This is a genomic window from Shimia sp. MIT1388, assembly GCF_047124445.1.
Lineage (GTDB): Bacteria > Pseudomonadota > Alphaproteobacteria > Rhodobacterales > Rhodobacteraceae > Shimia.
Genome location: NZ_CP138921.1, coordinates 3,531,804 through 3,555,868, shown reverse-complemented (window position 1 = coordinate 3,555,868; position 24,065 = coordinate 3,531,804). Strand labels below are relative to the sequence as shown.

General features: G+C 58.9%; 26 protein-coding genes. 19 read left to right on the top strand and 7 right to left on the bottom strand.

Annotated features, from left to right (window positions below; translation table 11 throughout):
* The first annotated feature begins 105 nt into the window (after window positions 1–105).
* The 5 genes from SIB92_RS17495 to truB all read left to right on the top strand — a co-directional run bounded on the left by SIB92_RS17495 (window position 106) and on the right by truB (window position 4,473).
* A complete protein-coding gene (locus SIB92_RS17495) occupies window positions 106–1,083 on the top strand; it encodes a tripartite tricarboxylate transporter substrate binding protein (protein WP_412555865.1) in 978 nt (325 codons plus the stop codon).
* Window positions 1,084–1,151: 68 nt separating this feature from the next.
* Window positions 1,152–1,634: a tripartite tricarboxylate transporter TctB family protein gene (locus tag SIB92_RS17490; protein WP_412553241.1), complete on the top strand. Its 483-nt coding sequence runs from the start codon at window positions 1,152–1,154 to the stop codon at window positions 1,632–1,634.
* Between the two features lies 1 nt (window position 1,635).
* Window positions 1,636–1,869 carry a hypothetical protein gene (locus tag SIB92_RS17485; RefSeq protein WP_412553240.1) on the top strand — a complete coding sequence of 78 codons (234 nt, stop codon included), beginning with the start codon at window positions 1,636–1,638 and terminating at the stop codon, window positions 1,867–1,869.
* A gap of 1 nt (window position 1,870) precedes the next feature.
* Window positions 1,871–3,385 carry a tripartite tricarboxylate transporter permease gene (locus tag SIB92_RS17480; RefSeq protein WP_294115835.1) on the top strand — a complete coding sequence of 505 codons (1,515 nt, stop codon included), beginning with the start codon at window positions 1,871–1,873 and terminating at the stop codon, window positions 3,383–3,385.
* A gap of 173 nt (window positions 3,386–3,558) precedes the next feature.
* Window positions 3,559–4,473 (top strand): tRNA pseudouridine(55) synthase TruB, encoded by a 915-nt coding sequence (gene truB / locus SIB92_RS17475; RefSeq protein ID WP_412553239.1) that lies wholly within the window; start codon window positions 3,559–3,561, stop codon window positions 4,471–4,473.
* On the opposite strand, the gene SIB92_RS17470 is transcribed toward truB, so the two are convergent.
* Entirely contained in the window at window positions 4,474–5,889 is a 1,416-nt protein-coding gene (locus SIB92_RS17470; protein WP_412553238.1) for a hypothetical protein, read from the bottom strand.
* Between the two features lie 125 nt (window positions 5,890–6,014).
* Between SIB92_RS17470 and SIB92_RS17465 the strand changes: the two genes are divergently transcribed.
* From SIB92_RS17465 to SIB92_RS17450, 4 genes are all read left to right on the top strand, one after another.
* Complete coding sequence (locus SIB92_RS17465; protein ID WP_412553237.1) at window positions 6,015–6,524, top strand: DUF1643 domain-containing protein; 510 nt, start codon at window positions 6,015–6,017, stop codon at window positions 6,522–6,524.
* A gap of 149 nt (window positions 6,525–6,673) precedes the next feature.
* Complete coding sequence (gene rpsO / locus SIB92_RS17460; protein WP_058241030.1) at window positions 6,674–6,943, top strand: 30S ribosomal protein S15; 270 nt, start codon at window positions 6,674–6,676, stop codon at window positions 6,941–6,943.
* A 237-nt stretch (window positions 6,944–7,180) separates the two neighbouring features.
* Window positions 7,181–8,398, top strand: a complete 1,218-nt coding sequence (locus SIB92_RS17455; RefSeq protein WP_412553236.1) for a GTP-binding protein — start codon at window positions 7,181–7,183, stop codon at window positions 8,396–8,398.
* A 117-nt stretch (window positions 8,399–8,515) separates the two neighbouring features.
* Window positions 8,516–9,241, top strand: a complete 726-nt coding sequence (locus SIB92_RS17450; protein WP_412553235.1) for a sterol desaturase family protein — start codon at window positions 8,516–8,518, stop codon at window positions 9,239–9,241.
* Here the strand turns inward: SIB92_RS17450 and SIB92_RS17445 are convergent.
* The 3 genes from SIB92_RS17445 to SIB92_RS17435 form a co-directional block, all read right to left on the bottom strand.
* Window positions 9,238–9,735 (bottom strand): hypothetical protein, encoded by a 498-nt coding sequence (locus SIB92_RS17445; RefSeq protein WP_412553234.1) that lies wholly within the window; start codon window positions 9,733–9,735, stop codon window positions 9,238–9,240. The genes SIB92_RS17450 and SIB92_RS17445 overlap by 4 nt on opposite strands.
* Window positions 9,732–9,956: a hypothetical protein gene (locus SIB92_RS17440; RefSeq protein WP_412553233.1), complete on the bottom strand. Its 225-nt coding sequence runs from the start codon at window positions 9,954–9,956 to the stop codon at window positions 9,732–9,734. The genes SIB92_RS17445 and SIB92_RS17440 overlap by 4 nt, the downstream gene beginning before the upstream one ends.
* Before the next feature lie 233 nt (window positions 9,957–10,189).
* Window positions 10,190–10,933 (bottom strand): SGNH/GDSL hydrolase family protein, encoded by a 744-nt coding sequence (locus SIB92_RS17435; protein ID WP_412553232.1) that lies wholly within the window; start codon window positions 10,931–10,933, stop codon window positions 10,190–10,192.
* A gap of 407 nt (window positions 10,934–11,340) precedes the next feature.
* Here SIB92_RS17435 and pnp point away from each other — a divergent pair, with 407 nt between their 5' ends.
* Complete coding sequence (gene pnp, locus SIB92_RS17430) at window positions 11,341–13,482, top strand: polyribonucleotide nucleotidyltransferase (RefSeq protein ID WP_412553231.1); 2,142 nt, start codon at window positions 11,341–11,343, stop codon at window positions 13,480–13,482.
* 80 nt (window positions 13,483–13,562) lie between these two features.
* Here pnp and SIB92_RS17425 read toward each other — a convergent pair whose 3' ends face one another.
* The 3 genes from SIB92_RS17425 to SIB92_RS17415 form a co-directional block, all read right to left on the bottom strand.
* Complete coding sequence (locus SIB92_RS17425; protein ID WP_412553230.1) at window positions 13,563–13,808, bottom strand: hypothetical protein; 246 nt, start codon at window positions 13,806–13,808, stop codon at window positions 13,563–13,565.
* Window positions 13,805–14,125 carry a hypothetical protein gene (locus SIB92_RS17420; RefSeq protein ID WP_412553229.1) on the bottom strand — a complete coding sequence of 107 codons (321 nt, stop codon included), beginning with the start codon at window positions 14,123–14,125 and terminating at the stop codon, window positions 13,805–13,807. Before SIB92_RS17420 ends, SIB92_RS17425 begins: the two co-directional genes overlap by 4 nt.
* 628 nt (window positions 14,126–14,753) lie before the next feature.
* Entirely contained in the window at window positions 14,754–15,713 is a 960-nt protein-coding gene (locus SIB92_RS17415) for a LysR family transcriptional regulator (protein WP_412553228.1), read from the bottom strand.
* Window positions 15,714–15,848: 135 nt separating this feature from the next.
* Between SIB92_RS17415 and SIB92_RS17410 the strand changes: the two genes are divergently transcribed.
* From SIB92_RS17410 to SIB92_RS17370, 9 genes are all read left to right on the top strand, one after another.
* Window positions 15,849–16,628 carry a transporter substrate-binding domain-containing protein gene (locus SIB92_RS17410; RefSeq protein ID WP_412553227.1) on the top strand — a complete coding sequence of 260 codons (780 nt, stop codon included), beginning with the start codon at window positions 15,849–15,851 and terminating at the stop codon, window positions 16,626–16,628.
* A gap of 157 nt (window positions 16,629–16,785) precedes the next feature.
* Complete coding sequence (locus SIB92_RS17405) at window positions 16,786–17,433, top strand: amino acid ABC transporter permease (RefSeq protein ID WP_412553226.1); 648 nt, start codon at window positions 16,786–16,788, stop codon at window positions 17,431–17,433.
* Between the two features lie 17 nt (window positions 17,434–17,450).
* On the top strand, window positions 17,451–18,107 hold the full coding sequence (locus SIB92_RS17400) for an amino acid ABC transporter permease (RefSeq protein WP_412553225.1): 657 nt from the start codon (window positions 17,451–17,453) through the stop codon (window positions 18,105–18,107).
* A gap of 14 nt (window positions 18,108–18,121) precedes the next feature.
* Complete coding sequence (locus tag SIB92_RS17395; protein ID WP_412553224.1) at window positions 18,122–18,892, top strand: amino acid ABC transporter ATP-binding protein; 771 nt, start codon at window positions 18,122–18,124, stop codon at window positions 18,890–18,892.
* Window positions 18,889–20,241, top strand: coding sequence for an aspartate aminotransferase family protein (locus SIB92_RS17390; protein ID WP_412553223.1), 1,353 nt, complete (start codon window positions 18,889–18,891; stop codon window positions 20,239–20,241). The genes SIB92_RS17395 and SIB92_RS17390 overlap by 4 nt, the downstream gene beginning before the upstream one ends.
* Complete coding sequence (locus tag SIB92_RS17385; protein ID WP_412553222.1) at window positions 20,238–20,930, top strand: CoA transferase subunit A; 693 nt, start codon at window positions 20,238–20,240, stop codon at window positions 20,928–20,930. The genes SIB92_RS17390 and SIB92_RS17385 overlap by 4 nt, the downstream gene beginning before the upstream one ends.
* A complete protein-coding gene (locus tag SIB92_RS17380; RefSeq protein WP_412553221.1) occupies window positions 20,917–21,567 on the top strand; it encodes a 3-oxoacid CoA-transferase subunit B in 651 nt (216 codons plus the stop codon). Before SIB92_RS17385 ends, SIB92_RS17380 begins: the two co-directional genes overlap by 14 nt.
* A 10-nt stretch (window positions 21,568–21,577) precedes the next feature.
* On the top strand, window positions 21,578–22,870 hold the full coding sequence (locus SIB92_RS17375; RefSeq protein WP_412553220.1) for an ArgE/DapE family deacylase: 1,293 nt from the start codon (window positions 21,578–21,580) through the stop codon (window positions 22,868–22,870).
* Between the two features lie 10 nt (window positions 22,871–22,880).
* Window positions 22,881–24,056, top strand: coding sequence for a thiolase family protein (locus SIB92_RS17370; RefSeq protein WP_412553219.1), 1,176 nt, complete (start codon window positions 22,881–22,883; stop codon window positions 24,054–24,056).
* Window positions 24,057–24,065 lie beyond the last annotated feature (9 nt).

The window sequence follows — 24,065 nt, the reverse complement described above, 5'->3', positions numbered from 1 at the left end:
TGAGTGCCTTTCTGACAGCATGACAGGTTTGTGACAGGTTGCGATGTTTGACTGCCCTCAACTGAGCCGTCTTTCGGACAGTTGTCAATTTGGAGGAGAAAAATGATGAAATTGACCATGGGCCGTCGTGCCCTGATGGCCACCGCAGTGGCAGCATTCGCATTCACCGGCCAAGCTATGGCGGAAAAAGCCGTAGACAGCATCCACTTCCTGATCCCCGGCGGCGCCGGTGGTGGCTGGGATGGCACGGCACGTGGCACCGGCGAAGCGCTGACCAAAGCGGGCATCGTGGGCACTGCATCTTATGAAAACATGTCCGGTGGCGGCGGCGGTAAAGCCATCGGTTACCTGATCGAAAACGCCGACAGCAACCACGGCACATTGATGGTGAACTCCACCCCAATCGTGATCCGCTCCCTGACTGGCGTGTTCCCACACAACTTCCGTGACCTGACCCTCGTGGCCGGCACCATCGGCGACTACGCCGCATTGGTTGTGCACAAAGACAGCCCGCTGAACAACATGAGCGACCTGATGGCTGCTTATGACGCGGACCCATCCAAAACCGCCATCGGCGGTGGCTCGGTTCCAGGCGGCATGGACCACCTGGTTGCAGCCATGGTGATGGAAGCGGCTGGCAAAGACGCCCTGGGCGTGAAGTACATCCCTTACGACGCAGGTGGTAAAGCCATGGCAGCGCTGCTGTCCGGCGAAATCGCGGCTCTGTCCACCGGCTTCTCCGAAGCGGTTGACCTGGCCAACGCAGGCGAAGTGAAAATCATCGGTGTGACCGCGGACGACCGTGTTTCCGCAGCGCCAGACGCCATGACCATGAAGGAACAGGGTATCGACACCTCCTTCGTGAACTGGCGTGGCTTCTTCGCGGCCCCAGGCCTGCCAGAAGACAAGCTGGCAATGTACCAGGACGCGATCTCCAAAATGTATGACACCCCAGAGTGGGAAGTCGTGCGCGAGCGCAACGGCTGGGTCAACATCCATAACAACGGCGACGACTTCAAAGCTTTCCTCGAAGGCCAAGAAAAAGTCATCGGCGACTTGATGAAGAAACTGGGCTTTCTCTAAGCTAAGTTAACATCCAACTGGGCAGAGCGGGCTCCCGCTCTGCCTTTCTTTAAAGGGAGGGGAGCTTCATGGCTCTGGATCGCTGGATCGCTCTTATACTGCTGGGCATCTGTATGGCATATGGCTATGCCGCCTGGTTTACGATGGATGGCAGTCTTGCCCCGTTCATGAAACGCAACCCTATTTGGCCAAGCACCTTCCCGAAGGTATTATCCATCCTTGGTATGATTGCCTCGCTGATCATCCTGTTGGGCCTTGAGAAAAGCGAAGCCAAAGAGGCGGAAATCGATTACCGCCGGTTGACCGAATACAAGCTGGGCCAGGCGATCCTGCTGTTGAGCCTGATGGTGGCCTACGCGCTGCTGCTGCGTCCGGCAGGCTTTATCTTCTCGACCTCCGGCTTCCTGATCCTCGGTTCCTTTATTCTGGGCGAGCGTAAGTTCCAGTTCATGGTGCCTATCGCTCTCGTGGCGACCTTCTCTGTTTGGTACCTCGTTCAAGAAGTTCTCGGCATCTACCTCCGGCCCCTGCCCGGCTTCATGGGAGGCTGAGATGTTTGGTGAACCCTCCGTTGTCTCCCTACAGTTTGTCTTGATGCTGATTGGTGGATGCCTGGTGCTGTTCTCCGCCGCTGCCTTTGTCATCATCGGCTCATTTCTAATGGGCGCGGGCAAATGGCACATCACGGCTTTGGTCATGATGATGGCCGTTATCATTCTTTGGACCCTTGTTCAGCACACGCTGGGCATCAACTTGCGCCCGACCACGGGCAACTTTGGAGGCTGACATGCTCGAAGGACTACTGATCGGCCTGCAAACGGCCTTCTCTCTACAAAACCTCTTGATGGTCATTGGTGGCTGTCTGATCGGGACATTTATCGGCATGCTGCCGGGACTTGGCCCAATGTCGATCATCGCCATCATGATCCCCGTCGCCATCTCTATGGGGGATCCCTCCGCCGCGCTGATCCTGCTCGCCGGTGTGTATTATGGCGCCATTTTTGGCGGCTCCACCTCCTCGATCCTGCTGAACGCGCCGGGGGTCGCGGGCACCGTGGCCTCAAGCTTTGACGGCTACCCGATGGCCAAAAAGGGCAAAGCCGGTAAAGCCCTGACCGTAGCCGCGATTGCCTCTTTTGCCGGTGGCACCATTGGCGCCATCCTGTTGATGGTCTTCGCCCCGGCCCTGTCCTCCGTCGCGCTGCTGTTCCACTCCGCTGAATACTTTGCCCTGATGGTTGTTGGCCTCTCCGCCATCGCCGCCTTTGCAGGCACCGGCCAAGTGGCCAAAGCGCTGATGATGACCCTGCTGGGCCTGATGATGGCCACCGTGGGCGAAGGCGCATTGTTCAACATGCCCCGTTTCACAATGGGCATCATGGATCTGCAATCCGGCTTTGGCTTCATCACTCTGGCCATGGCGATGTTTGCCCTGCCTGAAGCGCTCTTCCTAGTGCTGAAACCGCGCACAATGGGCGAGAGCAACAGCGGCGAAATCAAAGACCTGCGCATTACCGGATCCGAGGCGAAATCCATCGCGCCCGTGATTGGCCGTCAGTCGGTTCAAGGCTTCTTCATCGGGGTTCTGCCCGGTGCTGGCGCCACCATCGCCTCCTTCCTGGGCTACGCGGTTGAGCGCAACATCGCCCCTAAGGAAGAACAAGAACAATTTGGCAAAGGCTCTATCAAGGGCCTGGCGGCCCCGGAAACAGCCAACAACGCAGCGTGCACTGGCTCCTTTGTGCCCCTGCTCACGTTGGGCATCCCTGGTTCCGGGACCACCGCCATTTTGCTGGGTGCACTGATCGCTCTGAACGTCACTCCGGGCCCACGCCTGATGATCGACGAGCCTCAAGTGTTCTGGGCTGTAATCATGTCCATGTTCATCGGCAACCTTGTGCTGCTGATCCTGAACCTGCCACTGATCCCGTATATCGCCAAAGTTCTGGCCGTACCGCGCAACTACCTGATCCCGTTCATCCTGTTCTTCACCCTGATGGGGGCCTACATCGGCCAGAACAACGCCACCGAGCTGCTCTTGCTGGTTGGCTTCGGGGTCTGCGCCACAGCCTTGCGCTTTGCCGACTATCCACTGGCGCCACTGCTGATCGGTTTCATCCTAGGTGGCATGTTGGAAGACAACTTCGCCCGCTCCATGCAGCTCTATGACGGCATCGCCTTCATCTGGGAGCGTCCGATGACCCTCGGCCTGCTGGTGATCGCGGTGATCCTTGTAGCCCTGCCAAGCTATCGTGCCCGCCGCGCCCGTTTGCGCGCAGCAGGTGTCGCCGACGGCGACTAAACCGAGCACGGGTTCGCGGGGTGCTCCTCCACCCCCGCGATCAGGAAAGGCCATCGGGTTGCGTGGACCCGATGGCCTTTTCTTTTGGAGACGCTTTTTGCGTGAGCTAAATTGACAGCGTGAAGGCAATCCGCTAGGTCGCCGCCCTCACCCTGATATGAGAGGTCAAAGGCATGGGACGCAAACGCAAGGGACGCGATATTTCTGGCTGGCTTGTGGTCGACAAACCGGCAGGCATGACCTCCACCTCCGTGGTGAACAAAGTCCGGTGGGCGTTTAACGCCAAAAAGGCCGGCCACGCGGGCACGCTAGACCCGGATGCCACTGGCGTTCTGGCCGTGGCTTTGGGCGAGGCCACCAAAACCGTGCCTTACATCACCGATGCGCTGAAGGCTTACACCTTCACCGTGCGCTTAGGTCAGGCCACCAATACAGACGACGCCGAAGGCGAAATCATCGCACAGTCCGACAAGCGTCCCACCGATGATGAGATCAAGGAAGCTCTGGGGCAGTTTGTCGGGGACATCATGCAGGTACCGCCAAAGTTCTCCGCCGTGAAAATTGACGGTGAGCGCGCCTACAAACTGGCGCGCGACGGTGAAGACATCGAACTCGCCGCCCGGCCTCTGTGGGTCGAAGAGCTGGTGATGACGGACCGTGAAGACGAAGACCACGTCACGCTGGAAATGACCTGCGGCAAGGGTGGCTATGTTCGCTCCATCGCCCGTGATTTGGGCGAAGCCTTGGGCTGCCATGGCCATGTGCGCGAGCTACGCCGTATCTGGTCCGGCCCGTTTGACGCCGCTGATGGGCTGAGCATCGAGCAGATTGACGAGATGGCAAAGCAGCCGGAACTCGACAGCTACCTGCGCCCCTTGGAGCAAGGTCTGGAAGATCTGCCAGAGGTGAAAGCCACCGCCGAAGGCACAGTACGTCTGCGCAACGGCAACCCCGGCATGGTGTTGGCCTCTGACGTGGAATATGGTGAAGAATGCTGGGCCAGCTTCGACGGTGAAGCTGTGGCCGTTGGCGTTTTCAAAGCTGGGGAATTGCACCCCAGCCGCGTATTTGTGAAACCCGAGGGCTGATCAGGCGACCATGCCGCCATTGCCATTGGCGTCATACATGTCCTGCGGGGTCGTGCCGCTGAACAGAATGTCTGCCGCCCGGCCCTGCTCGGCTGAGATCGGATCGCCATTGGCATCCAGCCACACCTCAGGCAGATCATAGTTGTCCGCCGCATCCTGATTGCTGAACGCCACGGTTGCGCCGGTCTGATCGCCGTTAAGGACGAGCAACGGATGTCCGCCCAGCGTCAGCGTGGTCTCATCCGCGTCGGCGTCATAGCTGCTGCCAAATCCATTTGCCGCCTCTGACACGGTGAAGTACTCATTGTCCGCGTTCTGGAAGCCCGCACCAAACGGACCATCCAACCCAAAGCTGATGACCAGCTTGTCCTCACCCGGCGCAAAATCGGTGATCTCGGTCACGCTGTCATACGCGCCTGCAAAGGCCTCAAACGTATCCGCATCCGCGCCACCGGTGGCCACATTGCCAGACCCAAGCCACAGAACATCCTCACCCGCGCCGCCAGACAAGGTATCCCCCGCGCCAAGGCGGTTCAGATGGCCCGGTTCATGGTTCCATTCGGCGCCATAAAACACACTGCCGCTGCCACTAAAGATATGGTCATCCCCCGCGCCGCCTTGCAGATCATCCGCACCGGCTTCGCCAAATATCCGGTTGTCGCTGTCATCGCCAATCAGCGTGTCCTCTCCGGCACCACCACGCAGCGCATCCGCCACATAAGGCTTGTCCTGAATGGTATAGTCACGCGTCCACTCGGCCTGCACCGCGCTGTCATGCGCATCGCCATTTGTATGCTGGAACACCACCGACAAGCTTTCGCCATCCGCCAAAGAGGCCCCGGGCAGGTCAATGCGCACATCTCCGGTGTCCGCATCCCGCAATGCCAATCCGCCATCTTCTTGCGTCAGAACAAAGTTGCCCGAAGACCCATCCACCGGGCTTTCGTAATTGCGCAGCACAAGCATGTCCTCGGACGCATCAAAATCCTCTATCCGGCCTACAACGTCATTGTCTGCCTCAAGATAAAATGTATCGGCTCCAGCCCCGCCGTTGGCCATGTTACCGGCTGAGACAAACAGATCGTCGTCGCCTTCGCCGCCTTCAAGGTAGTCGTCTCCCCAGGCGTTGCCGACCAGCGTGTCGTCGCCAGCGCCGCCAAACAGGTGGTCGTCCACATCCAGCGCACCAAACAGGAACTGGGACGCCGGATCGTCCTCCGGCTCCTCGTCTTCCTCTGGTTCGTCCTCAGGCACCTCCTCCGTCGACGGTTGCTCGCCCTGTGCATCCGCCGCGTCATCGCGCTCATCTTCAGACGTTGTGCTGTCGTCTTCCGCTTCGGTGTCATCAGTCACACCAACCATCGTGCCAACAGCTGCGCCTGCCGCAAGCAGGCCCAAAAAGAAAAGAAACGGCATCTCACCACCTCACCAATCAGCCGTACCAAACCCCAGACGGCTGTAATCCCAAGTATCAGGGATAAGAAGGAGAGGCTTCAAAATCAAACGTTTGACTCCGCGTTGGTTAATCATAAGTAGACAGAATGATCGAACGCCACTTCCAAAAAGACGACGCCACCAGCTCCGCCCTCTACTCTGAGTGCGAGACCTACCGCTATGCCCTAACACGAGTTTGGGATAACAGCGCCGCCAAAGTGTTGTTCATCATGCTCAACCCATCCAAGGCCACCGAGCGTCAAAACGACCCCACTATCGAGCGCTGCGAACGCCGCGCCCGCGCCCTAGGATATGGCGGCTTTCGCGCGGTTAACATCTTTGCCTTACGTGAAACCGACCCCAAGAAGATGCGCAAGCACGAGGCCCCTGCCGGACCGGACAATGACCGTGTTGTGGCTGACAGCTGCCTCTGGGCAGACGATATCATCGCCGCTTGGGGTGCCCATGGCGATCATCTGGACCGCGGTTTCGAGATGAAAGACGTTCTGAAGGCCACAGGCCAGACCATCAAGTGTCTCGGCGTGACCAAAGTCGGCCACCCCCGTCACCCACTTTATATCGCCTACGCCACACAGCCGGAAATCTGGCAGCTGTAGACCCTTCAGCAGCCTTCCCTCTTTTCTTTTGAGCCATTTGCGACTACATACGCCCATCTTCCAAGGGAATCCCTTGGGGGACATCTCTATGGACCTTGCTGGACGACATCCCGGCTTGTGCCCGAAACCCTTTGAAATAGGAGACCCCGATGTCGATCACTGTTGAAGAAAAAGCACGCCTGATGAAAGAATTCGCGACCAAAGAAGGCGACACCGGTTCCCCGGAAGTCCAGGTTGCGATCCTGACATCCCGCATCAACACCCTGACCGAGCACTTCAAAACCCACAAGAAGGACAACCACGGTCGTCGTGGCCTTCTGAAAATGGTTGCTCAGCGCCGCAAGCTGCTGGACTACACCAAGGGCAAAGACGAAGCACGCTATCAGGACCTGATCAAGCGTCTGGGCATCCGTCGCTAAAGCACTTCCTGTTTTCAGTCAGGCAACAAGTATTGCTTTTCGCGTTTGAGCGTAGCGAAAGACAGCGAACAAGCGATGCCGCCCAAAACTGAAAGTGCTAAGACGCCGCTCAAGTCGAGATTACGGAAAACGCCTGCTCCCCGGAGCGGGCGTTTTTTTGTTGCCGTGGCCGCATTCCGCCTCTTGCAGTTTCAGTCTCCGCGTGATTGTTATGTTATAACATTATTGGAGCCAGCGATGCCAGACACCCAACACCAAGACACCCGCCTCCCTGTGACCGTTCTATCTGGCTTTCTTGGGGCCGGGAAAACCACGCTGCTCAACGGCGTGCTCAACAACCGCGATGGCCTGCGCGTCGCGGTGATCGTGAATGACATGTCCGAGGTGAACATCGATGCGGACCTCGTACGCGAAGGTGGCGCAGAATTGAGCCAAACCGAGGAAACTCTCGTGGAAATGTCCAACGGCTGCATCTGCTGCACCCTGCGCGACGACCTGCTAACAGAAGTGCGCCGCCTCGCTGCCGAAGGCCGCTTTGATTACCTGCTGATCGAATCCACCGGCATTTCAGAACCGCTCCCAGTGGCCGCGACCTTTGAGTTCCGAGACGAGGACGGCGAGAGCCTCACCGACGTGGCGCGACTCGACACCATGGTGACCGTGGTCGACGCCGTGAACCTGCTCAACGACTTCGGCAGCCACGACCGTTTGGCAGACCGCGGCGAAACCTTGGGCGAGGAAGACGACCGCACACTAGTGCACCTGCTCACGGATCAACTCGAGTTTGCCGATGTGGTGATCCTCAACAAAGTCACCGATGCAGGCCCAGTCAAAACCGACGCCGCGCGGAAAATCATCCGCAGCCTGAATGCCGACGCCCGCATCATCGAAACCGACCACAGCAAGGTGCCTGCACTGGATGTGCTCAACACCGGCCTGTTTGATTTCGACAAAGCGCATGAGCACCCAATGTGGGCCAAAGAGCTCTACGGCTTTGCCGATCACACGCCGGAAACCGAAGAATATGGCATCACGTCCTATGTGTATCGGGAACGCTTGCCGTTTGATCCGCAAAAAATCCACGATGTGCTCAATGACGACCTTCCCGGCGTGATCCGTGCTAAAGGGCATTTCTGGATCGCCACCCGCCCGGAATGGGTGGCAGAGTTCTCTCTGGCTGGCTCCCTTTCTTCAGTTGCCCCCCTGGGCACCTGGTGGGCCAGTGTGCCGGAAGACCGCCGCCCGACCCATCCGCAGGCACAAGAGTATATGGCCGCCCATTGGGCTGAACCTTTTGGCGACCGCCGTCAGGAGCTGGTATTCATTGGCAGCGGAATTAACTGGCCTGCATTGAAGACCAAATTAGACAACTGCCTTCTTCACGCAGAATCCGTCGCCGCATTGGCTGCTGTGGCCGAAATGCCCGACCCGTTCCCCGGCTGGCGTCGCGCCTAAGCACGCCAGCTGCCCCGCGCCCTCATGGGGGTGCGGGGCTCTTTTCCTTGACGCCAAGTCAAATTTGACTCGCCCTGCCCTGCAGGCGCAGACTTCCTCGCGACAGGGGAGGTCACCATGAAAGAAACACTATCCGTTCTGATCCGTATGGGCAGTTTGCACCGCCTGTTTCCGTTCTGGCTGATCGGTGTGGTCCTGATTTTTCAAAGCCTGTCGTGGTGGATTCCTGTCGCGCTGATCTATGGCTACATCGCGCAGCTCTTTGTTGAATACGGCATGCATCGCTTCCTGATGCACCGCGAACCGCCCAAAGACCAAGGTACCTTCAATGAGCTTTATCGCACCCACATCGGCCACCATGAGTACCCCACTGATCCGGAGTTTTTTACAGGTGACGACCACTGGTATCCCGTGCGCTTTGGCCTCCTGTCTGTGGCCATCCACACCGCGATCCTCTGGCCTTTCCTTGGCCTGGTCCCAGCGTTGACCATCGCCTACATCGCGCTGTTTGTCGGCTCGGTGTCTGCCTTTGCCTTCTATGAATACTGTCACACAATTGCACATTTGAACGTGCCCAAAGGTCGTCTGGGTCAATACATCACCCGCAAACATCTGGCGCACCATTTTCAGGATCACCACGCCACATTCCAGGTCAGCTTTGGCTTTGACGGGATCGACCGGTTGTTTGGCACCGCACATGACAAAACCATCGCCAAAGAGCGCTTTGATCGCAAGACCATGTTGTCGATGGGCATGGACCCTGAAGACCTGCGCCTTGTGACCGCACGCAAAGCCTTTGGCGTCACTGAAAAACCCGGCGCCAAACGCGCGCGGACTTCTTAGGCCACCACAGACAGTTTCGGACGCCCCACCACCCGCGCGTGCCGCCCCATGCCCGCCGGGAACCGGTTGGCGAAGGTCAGTCCACTGCGGATCAAAGCCGGGTCCATGCGGCCACGCGTCACAAAGGCCACAGCCGAGCGTGCGGCTGCAGAGTTATCGCGCCGCATGTGATGGATCATCGACAGGAATTGCACCTCGTCATCTGTGATATCCCGCTTGGCCTTGGGACACAGTGGGTCTTTCACCTCCGGCCCACCCCCGCGGCAGTCAAACAGGGCCAGCACAATCTTATTCAACCCATGTGCCGCCGGCAGACCAATCGACTCGCCAAACCGCTCCACCGCAATGTCAAAGGCAAGCGCCCAGCTTTTAGGGTCGGCGCTTTCGGCGCTGACGCACAGATGCCGCAGCGCCGGTAATAACCCAATCTCGAAGTCGTCGCAGCCGACGGTTTCCAGCACCTCTACGCAGCGGTTTGATGCCACAATGCTCATGCCTCTTTCCTCCGTTTAGGGGAATTTGATTGCGCATCAAGGCGCACAACATTTTCGGGAAGCGCGCCTACCATGTCTTCGGAACGTGGCACCGGTGAAGCCGTTTTCGCCGGAAAGCGCAGACTGGCCTCCATGGCCTGCCGCAACTCAGGCTTCAAACCGCAGCCTGCCTTTTGAGCCATCCCGTCTATTGCTAGTAAGTCCGCAAAGATTTTCGCCATGTTAGGGTGTCCTTCTCTCGTCCGCCGCGAAAAGTGGCACCAGCGCGCTTTGGGGGTCACAACCGGTGCCGAGTTCATGCATTGAAAACCCGGGCTGATCTGGAGGATCCTTGGCTGGGCGGCTTTATCTGACAAATTTAGTCGGAATATGCAACCGCCCATTTTGACGCGGTCAAAACAACAAAACCCCACCGCAAGGCGATGGGGCTTAACCTGTTGATCTGGTGTAAATCTTAGCGCGCGGCGTCATGCGCTGCGATCACCGCAGCCACCCGCTTACCAATCTCACGGCTGCCTTTGATTGATGGGTGAATCATATCAAAGGTATGAAAGCTCCGGTCGCCATTGGGCACCAAATCAGCCAGCGACACGTAGTGCACGCCCGGATCAATCGCCGCCAGTTTACTGATGCGTTGCTCCAGCTCGTTGCCAGTGTCGCGACAGCCTTCCACAGGCGACCACGCCCCCGGGCTGCGCAAATACCCAACCCAAGCCACCTGCGCCCCTGCGTGGCGGTACTTCTGCACCATCATCGGGATCACACCGCGCTTGCCGTCCTCGGAGATCATCTTGTTCATCTTGCCCGCGCATTTGCCACAGCCGCAGCCCAACCACAGGTCATTGCCGCCGCCGTTCAACACCACCCAGTCCCAGTCGCCCTTGCGATACTGGTTTTCGATCCGCATGCCCATCGCCCCGGAAAGCGGCAGCTTATAGGTGATCTTCGCACCACTGATCGCGGTGTTATACACCCGCTCGCCCAGCACTGCCTCGATGGTGTGTGGAATCGACTGACCTGTAAACGTGTGCCAAGCCATCATACTGTCGCCCATCGCCAGAATGCGCGTGCCCTGCGGCTCGGCCGCAGCAACGGCATTCTTAGTCACCACCTCTTCCGGCGCAGCCTGCGCCGCCCCAACTGGATTGGCACTGCTTGTGGTTTCCGCACAGCCCGCAACAAAAAACGTCGCCGCCATACAAAGGGTTAGCAAGAGGGTAAACGGGGCTCTCATGGCACTTATCTCACAATGGGCGCACAACACGCGCGTTACGTTTCCACCGCAGCAAGCCCCCTAGCCGCGATTCTGTCAGCCACAGTATCGCCCAAATTTGCCTAAAATGCCACGTTTTGGCCGTAAACAATTTGTTGCCCACGCAACGACACTGCTTTCGCAACAGGCTCCAGCGCGGCAGCCCACCGCTGATTGACGGAGAATTTGGTTTCCAAACGCCTTGTTTTCCGATATGGGCCGACCATCTGAGACGTTGCGTCCTGACCTCGGCGCATCAAAGAAAGATAGAAGAGGTCGGCGGCAATGGGGCCGCTATTTTCAAACGGGAGACCCGGGATACGCCTGGGAGAGCTCCCAGCTAGGATACGATGATGTTCGAAGAAACCAAAAAGTCCATGCAGTGGGGCGAGGAAACGCTCACTCTGGAAACGGGTAAGATTGCCCGTCAGGCTGACGGCTGTGTGATCGCCACTCTGGGCGAAACCTCCGTGATGGCCGCCGTGACCTTTGCAAAGGCACCAAAGCCCGGTCAGGATTTTTTCCCTCTGACTGTGCACTACCAAGAGAAATACTACGCCGCCGGTAAAGTACCGGGTGGCTTCTTCAAGCGCGAAGCGCGCCCAACCGAAAAAGAAACCCTGACCGCGCGCCTGATCGACCGTCCGATCCGCCCGCTGTTTGTCGATGGCTTCAAAAACGAAGTTCTGGTGATGTGCACCGTGCTGTCCCACGACCTGGTCAACGACCCGGACATCGTGGCGATGATCGCAGCCTCTGCCGCGCTGACCATCTCCGGCGCGCCATTCATGGGCCCAATCGCGGGCGCACGTGTGGGCTTTGAGGACGGCGAATATGTCCTGAACCCAACCGTTGATGACATGCAGGATCTGCGTCAGAACCCTGAGCAGCGTCTGGACCTGGTTGTGGCCGGCACCAAAGACGCCGTGATGATGGTGGAATCTGAGGCCTACGAACTGTCCGAAGCAGAGATGCTGGGTGCGGTGAAATTTGCTCACGACTCCATCCAGCCGGTGATCGACCTGATCATCGATCTGGCCGAAGACGCGGCAAAAGAGCCGTTTGACTTCCAGGCACCGGACTACGCGGACCTCTACGACGCAGTGAAAGCAGCTGGCGAAGAGCAGATGCGCGCCGCCTTTGCCATCACCGACAAGCAAGAGCGCACCTCCGCTGTTGCCGCAGCACGTGAAGCCATCAAAGAAGCGCTGAACGAAGAACAGCTGGAAGACGCGAACCTCGGCTCCGCCCTGAAAAAACTCGAAGCCGGCATCCTGCGTGGCGACGTTGTGAAAACCGGCACCCGTATCGACGGCCGTAAAACCGACGAAATTCGTGACATCGTATGCCAGACCGGCCTGCTGCCACGGACCCACGGCTCCGCCCTCTTCACCCGCGGTGAAACACAGGGTCTGGTTGTGACCACATTGGGCACCGGCGACGACGAGCAGTTCATCGACGCGCTGCACGGCAACTTCAAATCCAACTTCCTGCTGCACTACAACTTCCCTCCATACTCTGTGGGTGAAGCTGGTCGCGTGGGCCCTCCCGGCCGCCGCGAAATTGGTCACGGTAAGTTGGCATGGCGCGCGCTGCAGGCGGTTCTGCCAGCGGCAACCGACTTCCCATACACCGTGCGCATCGTATCCGAGATCACCGAATCCAACGGCTCGTCCTCCATGGCGTCCGTTTGTGGCGGCTCCCTGTCCATGATGGACGCAGGTGTGCCTCTGAAATCCGCAGTTGCGGGTGTGGCCATGGGCCTGATCCTGGAAGACGACGGCTCCTACGCGATCCTGTCTGACATCCTGGGCGATGAAGACCACCTCGGCGACATGGACTTCAAAGTGGCGGGTACCGAAAACGGCATCACCTCGCTGCAGATGGACATCAAGGTTGCCGGTATCACGCCGGAAATCATGGAAAAAGCTCTGGCACAGGCCAAAGACGGCCGCATGCACATCCTGGGCGAGATGAACAAATCGATCACCGGTGCGGCGGAATTCTCCGTACACGCGCCACGCATCGAGACCATGAACATCCCAACCGACAAGATCCGTGAAGTTATCGGCTCCGGTGGTAAGGTCATCCGTGAAATCGTTGAAGTGTCCGGCGCCAAAGTCGACATCAACGACGAAGGCGTGATCAAGATTGCCTCGCCAAACGGCGAAGCCATCAAGAAGGCCTACGACATGATCCACGCGATCGTGGCCGAGCCAGAAGAAGGCGCCATCTACACCGGTAAAGTTGTGAAGATCGTCGACTTCGGCGCGTTCGTGAACTTCTTCGGCAAGCGCGATGGTCTGGTGCACGTGTCTCAAATCGAGAACCGCCGCCTAAACCACCCATCCGACGTTCTGAAAGAAGGCCAGGAAGTGAAAGTCAAACTTCTGGGCTTTGACGACCGCGGCAAGGTACGCCTGTCCATGAAAGTTGTGGATCAGGAAACCGGCGAAGAGGTTGTGCCTGAGAAAAAAGAGAAGAAAGAAGACTAAGGTCTCCTCTCTCTGACAATCGAAAGCCCCGGTGGACACACCGGGGCTTTTTTGTGCGGATCCGCTAGATCAGCCCGGTCTCAGTCGTCGAAAGTCAGGTCCAATTGGACAAAGCCAGAGATATAACTGTCTTTGTTTTTGGCCGCGCCCGCAGCTGCAACGCCAACTCCACAAATTGGGCACAAGAGCGCCACGCCAATCGCGGACCCGGCACACGCTTTGGCCGACAGGTTCTCAGGGGAAACGGTGACGGCTTTTTTCTGTTCCTCGTATGTGCAACTCAGTGTGACATTCTGTGCGCCTTTGCTGTAGGCTGGCAGGTTCACTTTGGCAGGTGACTGGAACGAGGGGCTTTCAAAATTTGCCGATGTGATTTGGCAAACGGCAGGCACGCTCTTTTTTTACCGACGGCCGCCCGTACCGGAACAGGATTATACCCAGCCAAGTAGCTACTACCGGCCTGGTTTTTGAAGCTGACGGAAATCGCTTTGTCAGACGGACCTTCTACAGTGGTGCAGGCCGCAACACTCAACGCGAGGGTAACGCCTAAAAGCAGTTTAGAGATAGTCATTTGAGTTTCTAGAATTGAAGTACCACTGCCTTTGGTAGTGGCATTAATAAAATCATCAACGTTAACCGACAAACATGCCTAAAACACTGTTGCGCAAAAATCTATCACCCCCATTGCGACCTATGCACGATCAAATCAGGAGGACGACTATCTTCCTGAAGGCCCAGACATGGACAAACTGGCCGCGTACGGTCAACAAACCAAACCCAAGGACTCTCCGCGAGGTGGAGGAAACTTGGGGCTCAGGTCACTGCCAACGCTCAAGCTTTGCCTCCCCTGACCGTATCAAATCGGCCGGGGCTTTTTGCTTTTTTAGGGGAGGCGGAATGGCAGCGAATAACCCAAGGCGGATATGATCCGCCCTGACGACGCCCCAGCCCTGTCCTGCAAGTCGAGCGCCGAAGCTGTCATTCACTGCGTTTCTTATGAACGTCAGCTCAGGGCTTTCAAGCAGCTTGTCTGACGTCAGCGCCTATGGGGCCAAAAAGGGCAATTTGATAAGAGAGTGGGGCGTGAAACAGGATTGTGACACAGCTAACGACGAATAATTTGGGCACACGAAACATACCGACCTCCAACTTTTTGTCAGAGAGTTTGGACCACTTCGTGGGAGCCAGGGTGTGTGCAAACGTACAGGTGCCTGCGCTTTTGATGAACCGCCTTGTCATTTTGAAGGTTTTTGACGAGCGTCAGTGGTAGGTCACTCCACATACGTGCGGTCAGCGAGGTCAATGGTTGCCAGTTCCGCTTCCAGCGCGGAGAGGAAGGTGCTCTCCACATCCGACATGCGGCGGGCGGGATTGGAGATCAGGAAGATGTCCACCATAGGCAGGTCTTCGTAGGGGGGCAACTGGCGCAAATGCCCGGCGCTTACGTCAGGGGCGGCGACGTGAACGGGCAGGGCGCCAATGCCCACATTGGCCATGATCATGCGGCGGATTTCGTTCAGGCTGGATGACACGCCGCGCCAGGTATTGGCCAGACCCAGCCGGGCGCGCAGGCGCGACATGGCCTCCAGCGGGCCGCCTTCGGCCTCGGTTTGGAACGCCACAAATGCCTCACCCTCCAGGTCTTTGGGCGTGATGTGGTCGGCCTCAAACAGGCGATGCCGCGCACCACAATAAAACGCGAAAAACTCCCGATACAGGATCAATGTGTCCAGATTTTCAGGCATTTGCGCCAACAGGCAGAGCCCAAAGCTGGCCCGGTTCTGAGCCACGATGGTTTGCACCTCGTTACTTTCGGAAACCGCGAAGGAATAAGTGACATTGGGATGCGTCTGGGCAAAGCGGTTCAGGAAATCGTCAAAATGCGGACAGATCACGTGGCTGGTCGTGGAGATCGACAAATGCCCACGCAGCTCGCCTTCGGCATGATCCAGCAGTGAGGGCAGTTGCGACACCGTGCCAAAAATCTTGGCGCATTCGGTGTACAGCACCTGTCCCGCGCGGGTGATGGAGAACTCGTTGGGCTTGCGGATCACTAGGGTCTGACCGGTGTGATCTTCAAGCCGTTTGAGCGCAGCAGAGATGGTGGGTTGTTTGAGGCCGAGAAAATCGGCGGCTTTGGAAATGCCGCGTTGCTCCACCACAACCATAAAGGTGCGCAGGAGGTTCCAGTCGAGGTTCCAGGGGAAACGCTGTTGATAGGGTTGTTGCATAGATTTGATCTATATTAAGGATACCTGATATTTATTTGCGCAATATTAACTCCCATGCAAGGTTTTGCTTCAGAGCGGGCAATTCCGCCAGCGCGCAGCACTTAACGGCGCGCCGTATCGACTGGGAGACACCATATGATTTTTCGCCGTAACGTTCTGAAATCCGCCGTTGCTCTGGCTGGCTTTGCCATGCTGGGCCTCACCACAGCGGCCACCGCAGATGAACTGGCTGACCTGAAAGAAGGCGGCGTGATCCGCATCGCCATGTCCGGCGCCTACCCTCCGTTCAACTTTGTGAACGACAAAAACGAAGTTGTGGGCTTTGACCCGGCTGTGGGTGCGGAAATTGCCAAGCGCATGGGCATGGAAGCTGAGATTGTGACCACCGCCTGGGATGGCATCATCGGTGGCCTGTTGGCCAACAAATACGACGCCATCGTTGGCTCGATGACCATCACCGCGGAGCGGGACGAGGTGGTTGATTTTGTTGGGCCATACTACTCCGACAAACGCGCGATCTTCACCAAACCGGGCGCGGGCATTGCCAGCCTGGAAGACCTGGAAGGCAAGAAAGTCGGTCTGACCCTGGGCGAGACCCATGAGGATTGGGCGCGTGAGAAAGGCTACGCGGTCAGCACCTACAAAGGTTTGCCTGAGCTGCTGCTGGAGCTGGAAAACGGTCGCGTGGACGCGATTGTCAACGACTCCATCGCGGCCATTCTGGCGATGGGCGAAAAGGGCCAGGAGTTTGAGATGTTCGGCGATCCAACCACCGAGCCCTTTGGCGCAGGCATTGCGATCCGTCAGGGCAACCCGGAGCTGGCCGCAGAGATGCAAAAAGCGCTGGATTCGATGATGGAAGACGGCACCTATCTGGAGCTGGCCAAAAAATGGATCGGCGCGGACATCCGCTAAGCTCTGATCTGCCCCGCGCCGCACCCTAGGCGGCGCGGGGTTTGCCATTTTGGATGGCTGCGTTGATCGCGCGAGGCTTATGGGGAGCCCCGCGCCACACCACTCACGGGCCGCAGGCATACCGTCCGCGCCCACCCGCCCGAGCAAAGGACGCCGCATGGACTTCGACCTCATGCAAAAGGTCTTTCCGTTTTTTCTGGAAGCGGCCTGGATCACAATCCTCCTGTCGATCCTGACAGCCATCCTCGGATTGATTTGCGGCAGTCTCGGCGCCGCCGCGCGCCTTTCCCGGTTTGCCGTGTTGCGCTTCATTGGTGCGGCTTACGTCAGCCTCATTCGCGGCACACCGGCCCTGATCCAGCTGTTCATTCTCTACTTTGGTGGCCCGCAGGTGGGCATTCAATTGGATGCCTTTGAGGCGGGTGTGATTGGGCTGGGCATCAACGCTGGTGCCTATATGACCGAGACCATCCGGGGCGCGATTGTCTCTATCGACAAAGGCCAGCGCGAAGCGGCCCGCACCCTCGGGTTAAGCCAATGGCAGGCGATGTATAAGGTGATCCTGCCACAGGCCGCGCGTCTGATGGTGCGCCCGCTTGGGGTCAACCTGAACATGCTGATCAAGGCTACTGCCTTGGTGGCGGCGATTTCTGTGATCGAGCTGACCTACACCGCACAGCGCTACATTGGCTCCACCTACAAGCCGTTCGAAATGTTCCTGCTCGCGGGCATTCTTTACATGATCATCATCTACGTAACCGGCCGGGGCGTTGCCTGGCTGGACCGTAAAGTCCAGATCAGCTGATCGGGAAGGGCACAGACATGGGTCTCGATTTTTCCATCCTCCCCAAATACATGGACGTGGTCCTGTTGGGCGCGCTCTGGACCATTGGCATCACCGTGGCCGCCGCGGCCCTCAGCTTCGTCGGCGGCATTCTGTTTGCGGTGATCGCACTTTATGCGCCCTGGATCATCCGCCAGCCCTTCCGCCTGATCGAATGGGTGTTCATGGGCACGCCGCTTCTGTTGCAGCTGTTCCTGATCTACTTCGGTCTGGTGCAAATCGGCATCGACCTGCCTGCCTTTGTGGCTGGCATCATCGGGTTGGGTCTGCACTTCGCGGTCTATAACTCCGAGCTGATCCAGACCGCCATTCTGGCCGTGGACAAGGGCCAGATGGAAGCCGCCCGCACGCTTGGTCTCAGCCGGGGGCAGGCGCTGCGCAAGGTGGTGATCCCCCAGGCGGTCCGCGATGTGATCCCACCGATCAGCAACAACATGATCGCCCTGCTGAAAGACAGCGCGCTGGTCTCCGTCATCGGCGTGAGCGAGCTTACCCTCTCTGCCCAGCGGGTCATCGGCAAGACCTACCGCCCGTTTGAATTCTACCTGCTGGCGGCGGCGGTCTACTACACAATCAACCTGGCCATGGAATGGGTGCAGCGCAAAATCGAACGCCGCATCTCCATTTCGCGCTGACACAAGAGGCCACCATGAGCGACCAAAACCATTTTGTCGAAATCCGCCACGCCCAGAAATCCTTTGGCACGCTGGAGGTGCTCAAGGACATCAGCCTGACCGTGGAGCGCGGGCAGATTGTCGGTATCATCGGCTCCTCCGGGTCGGGCAAATCCACACTTCTGCGGGCGATCAATGACCTCGATCCGCTGACCGGCGGGGAAATCTGGCTCGACGGTGTGCAGGTGAACAAAAAGCTGCCGCACCGCCAATATGAGAAACACATCAACGAGATGCGCCAGCACGTTGGCATGGTGTTTCAGCACTTCAACCTGTTTCCGCATATGACTGTGAGGGAAAACGTGACCATGGCGCCGATGTTGCTCAAAGGATTGGGCAAAGACGCAGCCAATGACCTGGCTGAACAACAGCTGGACCATGTCGGCATGTTGGAGCGCATCGACTATTATCCCTCCCAGCTCTCGGGCGGTCAGAAACAGCGTGTCGCCATTGCCCGCGCTTTGGCGATGAAGCCCAAACTGATGCTGTTTGACGAGGCCACCTCCGCGCTTGATCCGGAGCTGGTTGAAGAGGTGAACCAGGTCATGAAGCAGCTCGCCGAAGAGCACATGACCATGATCATCGTCACCCATGAAATGGATTTTGCCGCCTCAGTCTGTGACCGGGTGCTGTTTATGGACAAAGGCGTGGTGGTGGAGGAAGGCCCGCCCGAGGTGATCTTCAAAACCCCCTCCCAAGAGCGAACCCGCGCATTCCTGCGCAAACATATTGAAGGTGCGTCGTGACCGAAGACTCCTATCTGTTTTACCAGAATCGCAATCCCCGCCCATTTCTCAGCCACGGTGAGGGAATTTATCTCTTTGATGAAAGCGGTAAGCGCTACATCGACGGTTCTTCCGGCGCGATGGTCTCCAACATCGGCCACTCCAACCCGCGTGTGTTGGCCAAGATCAAGGCGCAGATGGACAAGGCCACCTTTGGCTATCGCATGCATTTCCGCACCCATCCATCCGAGGACTTGGCGGCCAAAACCGTGACGATGACACCGGACGGCTTGGACCGGGTGTTCTTTGTCTCCGGCGGCTCGGAAGCGGTGGAAAGTGCCGTAAAGCTGGCGCGCCAATATGCGCTGACCCAAGGCGAAACGACCCGTCATAGGGTGATTTCGCGCTTTCCGTCGTATCACGGCTGTACCTTTGGGGCGCTCGATCTGACTGGCTATGACCCGCTGCGCGAACCCTTTGCACCGATGATGGAGGGCATGCCCAAAGTCACCGCCCCCGCCACCTATCTGGATCGGGACAACCTGTCGGAGGAACAGCGCGGCCTGAAATATGCCGAACTGCTGCGTGACAAAATTCTCGAAGAAAGGCCGGAAAACGTGCTGGCCTTCATCATGGAACCTGTGGGCGGCGCCTCGACCGGCGCGCTGGTTGCGCCGGACAGCTACTATGGCCGCGTGCGCGAGATTTGCGACGAGTTTGGCGTCTTGCTGATCTATGATGAGGTCATGACCGGCGCAGGCCGCACTGGCAAATTCCTGGCAGCAGAACACTGGGGCATCACGCCCGATATCGTCGCCATGTCCAAAGGCTTTGGCGCAGGATACGCGCCTCTGGGGGCAATTGTCGCCAGCGCTCGTTTGGTGGAGCCGGTTCTGGACGCAGGCGGTTTCCTGCACGGGTTCACCTACGCAGGCAATCCGCTGGCCTGTTCCGCAGGTCTGGCCGTGCTGGAAGAGATGGAAGATCAGGGCCTGATCGAGAACGCCGCCCGCATGGGCGAGGTTTTGATGGGCGAACTCACCGCCTTGATGCAGCGCTATCCATTTATCGGCGATGTGCGTGGCAAAGGTCTGTTGACCGCCTTTGAGTTTGTCGCCGATCGCGAGACCATGGAACCGCTGCCGCCGGAGATGGACGCACACGCGCGCCTTGTGGAACTGGCCTATGAGCGCGGGCTTATCATCTACTCACGCCGCACCCGTGGCGGCACCGCCGGAGACCACTTCCTGATCGCGCCGCCGTTGATCATCACGGCGGAACAGATCGCCGAACTGATGACCATTCTGCGGGACGCACTGGATGCCTTTGCGCAGGAAACCGGCTTGCCGGTGTGGGAGGCGGCGGCGTGAAACTGCCTGACAAACGCAGCGCGATGGCCGAGGCTGTGGCGCATATCAAAGACGGTGACACCGTGATGGCGGGCGGCTTTGGAGTGCCGGGCACGCCCATGGCGCTGATCCACGCGTTGGTGGCGCATGGGGCGCAGAATCTCACGCTCATTAAAAACGATGCCAACGAGCCAGGCATGGGCATCGACCACCTGCTGCAAAGCGGGCAGGTGACCCGTTTGATCACCACCCATCTTGGCTTGAACAGTCATGCAATTGGCCTGATGAACAGCGGCGCGTTGGAGGTTGAGTTCAACGCCCAGGGCATTCTGGCCGAACGTATCCGCGCGGGCGGGGCAGGGCTTGGCGCCGTGCTGAGCGACATTGGCCTTGGCACCGAACTGGCCGAAGGGAAACAGGTGGTTGAGGTGCAGGGCAAAACCCATGTGGTGGAAACCGCCTTGCGTGCAGATGTGGCCCTGATCCACGCGGATCGGGCCGATGCCTTTGGCAACCTCGCCTATATCGCCACGGCGCAGAACTTCAATCCGCTGATGGCCATGGCGGCCACCCGTGTGATTGCCGAGGCCGAGACGGTGCTGCCCTTGGGCGGCTTGGACGCCAACGCCGTGCACACGGCGGGTGTTTTTGTCGATCACCTCATCACATTGGATGCCCTGAGCGAGGAATACGCCGTTGTCCAACGCTAGAGAACGCATGGTCGCCCGCGCTGCGCGTGAAATTGCGCCGGGCATGGTGGTCAATCTGGGGATTGGCCTGCCAACCAAGGTGGTGAACCATTTGCCCGCGGACTTCCCTGTGTGCCTGCACACCGAGAATGGTCTGGCTGGCATTGGTCCCACCTTGGCACCGGAAGCGGCGGATCGAAACCTGATTGATGCGGGCGGAGCCTATGTCTCCACCGTGCCGGGATCCGCGTTTTTTGACAGTGCCACCAGCTTTGCCATGGTGCGCTCCGGCCGGTTGGACCTGACCATGCTGGGCGCCTTTGAGGTCAGCGCAGGCGGCGATCTGGCCAATTGGAAAATCCCCGGCAAATTCAGCCCCGGCGTCGGCGGTGGTATCGAGTTGGCGCAGAAAGCGCGGCGCGTGGTGGTGTTGACCACCCACACCGACCGCGCGGGCAATCCGAAACTGAAAGAGACCTGCAGCCTGCCGCTGACCGCGCATGGGTGCGTGGCCCGGATTTTCACAGACATGGCCGTGGTTGACGTGACCGAAGATGGCTTTTTCCTGCGCGAGATCGCTGAGGGCCTGTCTGTCGCAGAGGTCGCAGAGGCCACTGGTGCGCCGCTCTCAGTGGCGGAAGATATGCAACGCTTTTGAAGGGAACCCCATGTCGGACACTTTGAATACCCAGCTGTGTGATGCCGTTGACGCGGGCTTTGATCGGCAAATTGCCTTCCTGTCGGAGCTGACCGCGCACCCCTCCACCCGCGGCAATGAACAATCTGCGCAGGACTTTATGGCTGCCGAACTCTCGGCGCGCGGCTATGCCCTGGACCGTTGGCAGATCGATGTGGCCGACATTCAGCACCTGCCGGGATTTTCTCCAGTACTGGGCACCTATGAGGATGCGGTGAATGTGGTCGGCACCCACCGCAGCGCCACCCAAAAAGGCCGCTCTCTGATCCTGAACGGTCACATCGACGTGGTCCCAGCCGGGCCGCTGGACATGTGGGACACCCCGCCATTTAAACCGCGTGTGAAAGACGGTTGGCTCTATGGCCGAGGCGGGGGCGATATGAAGGCCGGGCTGGCTTCCAATCTCTTTGCGCTGGACGCCCTGCGCGCCTGTGGTTTGGCCCCGGCTGCGGATGTGTTCTACCAATCCGTGGTGGAAGAGGAATGCACCGGCAATGGCGCGCTCGCCTGTCTGGCGCGGGGCTACCAGGCCGACGCCGCACTGATCCCGGAGCCGTTTTCTGAGCATCTCGTGACGGCGCAGCTGGGCGTGATCTGGTTTCAAGTGCATCTGAAAGGCCGGCCCACCCATGTGGCCTATGCTGGCAGTGGTGCCAATGCGATCGAGGCGGCCTTCCCGCTGATCAAAGCCTTACATGACATGGAGCACCGCTGGAACGACATCGAGCACCGCCATGCGGAGTACGCCCATATGGATCACGCGCTCAATCTGAATGTTGGCAAGTTTGAAGGGGGCGACTGGACCAGTTCGGTGCCCGCCTGGAGCACCTTTGATGTGCGTATGGCGATCTTTCCGGGGCAGTCCATCAAGGCCGCCAAAGAAGAGATCGAGAAAACCATTCTGGAGGCCGCCAGCGCCAACGATTTTCTGCGCAATGCGCCGCCGGAGATTGTCTATCACGGCTTTCACGCCGAAGGCTACGCGTTGTCAGATGACAGCTCCGCCATGGCACGACAGGCGATTTCTACGTTGGAAGCGGCGCACTCCACCGCCACTGGCGAGACGCTGGAGCGCGAGGCGATCACCGCCACCACCGACGCGCGGTTCTTCGGGTTGTATGCCGACACGCCCACGCTGGTCTATGGACCCAAAGCGGAGGCCATTCACGGCTTTAACGAACGGGTCGATCTGGAGAGCATGCGCCGCGTGACAAAAGCCACCGCGCTGTTCATCGCCCAATGGTGTGGCACCGAAGACATTTAAGGACAGGTTCATGCGCGACGCAGTCATCGTTTCCACCGCCCGCACCCCAATTGGCAAAGCCTATCGCGGAGCGTTCAACAACCTCGAAGCGCCAAGCCTGGCCGCGCCTGCGGTGCAGGTCGCGCTGGCACGTGCCAATGTGACCGGCGCCGATGTCGAAGAGGTCATCTTTGGCGCAGCCCTCACGCAAGGCTCCGCGGGGGTGAACGTGACACGCCACATTGCACAGGCCGCGGGCCTGCCCGACAGCGTGGCGGGTGCCACTGTGGATCGGCAATGTGCTTCTGGGCTGAACGCGCTGGCCATCGCCAGCCATATGGTGCGGTGCGAGGGCGTGGAAGTGGCTTTGGCCGGCGGGCTGGAGAGCATCTCTCTGGTGCAGAACAGCCATTGGAACGGGCATCGCTATGTCGATCCTGCTGTGCGCAAGGAGTATTACCTGCCGATGCTCGACACCGCCGAGGTCGTCGCGGACCGCTACGGCGTGGAACGCGCCGCACAGGATGCCTATGCGCTGCAAAGCCAAGAGCGTACCGCCCGTGCGCAGGCGGCAGGGCTGTTTGATGACGAGATCGTGCCGGTAGAGGCTGTGAAACTGGTCACCAATAAGACCACCAAAGAGACACATGAGGAGCAGGTCACGCTCACGCAGGATGAATGCAACCGCCCTTCCACCACACTCGACGGTCTGGCCGGATTGCCCGCTGTGCGCGGCGCGGACAAAACCGTGACCGCAGGCAATGCCAGCCAACTCTCGGACGGCGCCGCTGCCTTGGTGGTCATGTCCGCCGAGGCGGCGCAAAAGCGTGGCCTTTCTCCTTTGGGCGCTCTCAGGGGCTTTGCTGTGGCCGGAGTGGCTCCCGAAGAAATGGGTATCGGCCCTGTCAAAGCCATCCCGCGCCTTCTGGAGCGCGTTGGGCTCACTATGGAGGCCATCGATCTCTGGGAAATCAACGAAGCTTTTGCTGCGCAGCTGCTGTATTGCCGCGATGCGCTGGGCATCCCTGATGACAAGCTCAATGTGAACGGCGGCGCGATTTCCATCGGCCACCCTTACGGCATGTCCGGCGCACGTATGGCTGGCCACATTCTGCTGGAAGGGCAACGGCGCGGCGCAAAATGGGGTGTTGTGTCGATGTGTGTCGGTGGCGGACAAGGGGCTGCCGGATTGATCGAGATTTTCTAAGGACCCAGC